Source organism: Streptococcus intestinihominis, from assembly GCF_046824975.1.
Classification (GTDB): domain Bacteria; phylum Bacillota; class Bacilli; order Lactobacillales; family Streptococcaceae; genus Streptococcus.
In genome coordinates, this window is record NZ_JBKQBL010000001.1 from 535,419 (window position 1) to 537,874 (window position 2,456).

The 2,456-nt window shown below is 41.2% G+C and carries 3 protein-coding genes; all 3 read right to left on the minus strand.

The genetic code is table 11. The annotated features are described in order from the left end of the window. Positions 1-220 (minus strand): 2-C-methyl-D-erythritol 4-phosphate cytidylyltransferase (locus tag ACLOR3_RS02655; protein WP_412036967.1); only part of this gene is annotated, 220 nt, incomplete at its 3' end. Positions 221-276: 56 nt separating this feature from the next. Beyond that, positions 277-1,242 (minus strand): glycosyltransferase family 2 protein, encoded by a 966-nt coding sequence (locus tag ACLOR3_RS02660; RefSeq protein ID WP_272080896.1) that lies wholly within the window; start codon positions 1,240-1,242, stop codon positions 277-279. Beyond that, entirely contained in the window at positions 1,242-2,336 is a 1,095-nt protein-coding gene (gene wecB / locus ACLOR3_RS02665; RefSeq protein WP_411400160.1) for a non-hydrolyzing UDP-N-acetylglucosamine 2-epimerase, read from the minus strand. Before wecB ends, ACLOR3_RS02660 begins: the two co-directional genes overlap by 1 nt. Positions 2,337-2,456 lie beyond the last annotated feature (120 nt).

Here is a 2,456-nt window from a genome sequence, read left to right on the forward strand (position 1 = left end):
CCTTATAAGAAGCCAAGTATTTGTCTACCAGATCTTCGGTATAGGTCACCCAGTCCGGATGAATTCCCAATACAATCTTTTGAATCTCATGGACCAATAAGAACTTCTCAACCGTGTGGATTAAAATAGGACGTCCACCCAAATCCAAAAATTGTTTGGGCATATCCGTAATCCCCATCCGTGAGCCTGTCCCACCTGCTAAAATCCCTGCATAAATCATCCTAAACCTCCTGATATTTCTCTTTTTCCTTCTCTAGAACATGGCTATTTAGCAATCTAGCCTAGTCTTGCTCTTACCTTTTGATACAAATGAGGAGAAAGGAGCAAAAGAAGGTATTTGAGTTTATTTTTTCTTGTAATATGTGAATTGATTAGAATATCTTTCCAATAGCGACGATACTCTTTGCGAATTTTGTTAACCTGATCATACATATGAGAACCCAGCATAGCATGGACCACATGCAAGCCATTAAAGACATAGCGGGTATTGAGCGCTTTTTTCATTTCCGGATCATCAGGATAGTCTCGCTCGACATAGGCTCTGTTCCATTCCATGGCCTTGTAGAAATCCATGAGCCGATCGCTATAAGAAGAATTGACGATACTCCCTGGTCTTCGATAGTATTTATAAAGATTTAGATCGCTAACTGCAATTTCCTCACAACAAGCAATATGTTCATAAGCAACAGCCAAATCTTCGTAGATCATTCCTTCTGGATAGGGGTATTGGAGCAAGATCTCTTTCTTGTAGAGTTTTCCTCCTGAATGAGTTCCAACGTGGTGACCATAGAACATTTCTTTGAGGGCTGTATGACGATCTAATTTCCTTGAACTTTTTTCATTTAGATCTCCTGAAAAATCCTTGTCCTCATGATTTCTGACTTCAATAACCGGTGTCGATACAAGGTCAACTTTATACTGTTCTTTTAAGCCAACCAAATATTCGACTGTTCTAATGTCATAATAATCATCTGAATCAAGGAAGATAATCCAGTCAGTTGTCGCAGCTTTTACTCCTGTATTTCGAGCATTAGATAATCCTCCATTTTGAAGATGGAGCACTCGAATACGGTCATCTTCCTGAGCATACTGGTCACAAATTTCTCCTGAACGATCAGTTGATCCATCATCGACCAGGATGATTTCAATATTTGAATAGGTCTGTTGTCTAAGACTACCGACACTATATTGTAAATACTCCTCGACATTATAGACCGGTATGACAATCGAAACCTTTTCCATTATGCTAATCCCTTCATAATAATTTCTACAATCTGTTGACAAGCTGTTCCATCCCCGTAAGGATTACTTGCCTGGCTCATCTTTTTGTATTCGTCTTGGTCTTCCAGAAGGAGCTTAAAATTGCGATAGATGGCTTCTTCTTCTGTTCCGACCAATTTCAGAGTCCCTGCAGCCACACCTTCTGGACGCTCTGTCGTGTCGCGCATGACAAGGACAGGCTTTCCTAAAGAAGGTGCTTCTTCTTGGACGCCACCTGAGTCTGTCAAAATCATATAGCTTTGGTTCATGAAATTATGAAAATCAATCACTTCCAAGGGCTCAATGATTTTCATTCGCTCATTCTCTCCAAAAATCTTGCTAGCCAATTCTCTGATCTTTGGATTTTTGTGGATGGGATAGACCACCTTGACATCTTCAAACTCATCCAAAATCCGGTTGACCGCACGGAACATGTGTTCCATTGGTTCTCCAAGATTTTCACGACGATGAGCCGTCAACATGATGAGCTTGCTCCCTTTTGCCCACTCCAATATAGGGTGGTCGTAGTCTTCTTTTACCGTTGTTTTTAAGGCATCAATAACAGTATTTCCTGTAACGAAGATATTGGTGCGCCCCTCTTTTAAGAGGTTGTCTTTTGAAACTTGGGTCGGTGCAAAGTTATAGTCTGCCACAATGGAAGTAACCTGACGATTAAACTCCTCGGGATAAGGGCTTTGAAGGTTGTATGTCCGTAAGCCTGCTTCCACATGCCCTACTTTGATGCCCATATAAAAGGCCGCCAAAGCTGTCGCAAAGGTGGTGGTGGTGTCCCCATGGACGAGGACAATATCAGGTTGCTCCTGCACTAAGACTGGTTGGATTTTCTCTAAAATAGAGGTCGTGATGGTGAACAAGGTTTGGTTGGCCTTCATGATACCAAGATCATAATCTGGAGTAACTTGGAAGACATCCAAGACCTGTTCTAACATTTCCTTGTGTTGCCCTGTTACACAGACTACAGTTTCAATCGCATTGTGCTGCTTGAGTTCATTCACCAAAGGACACATTTTAATGGCTTCTGGACGCGTCCCAAACACCAACATTACTTTTTTCATTTTGAACCCTTCCTCATGAATTGGTAAAAGTTGCGATAGTTGTCTAAAAAGATAGGATAGCTAAACTTGGTATCATAATCCCTCTTTGCTTGAGCAGCTAAAGAGACTCTTTTCTCAGGA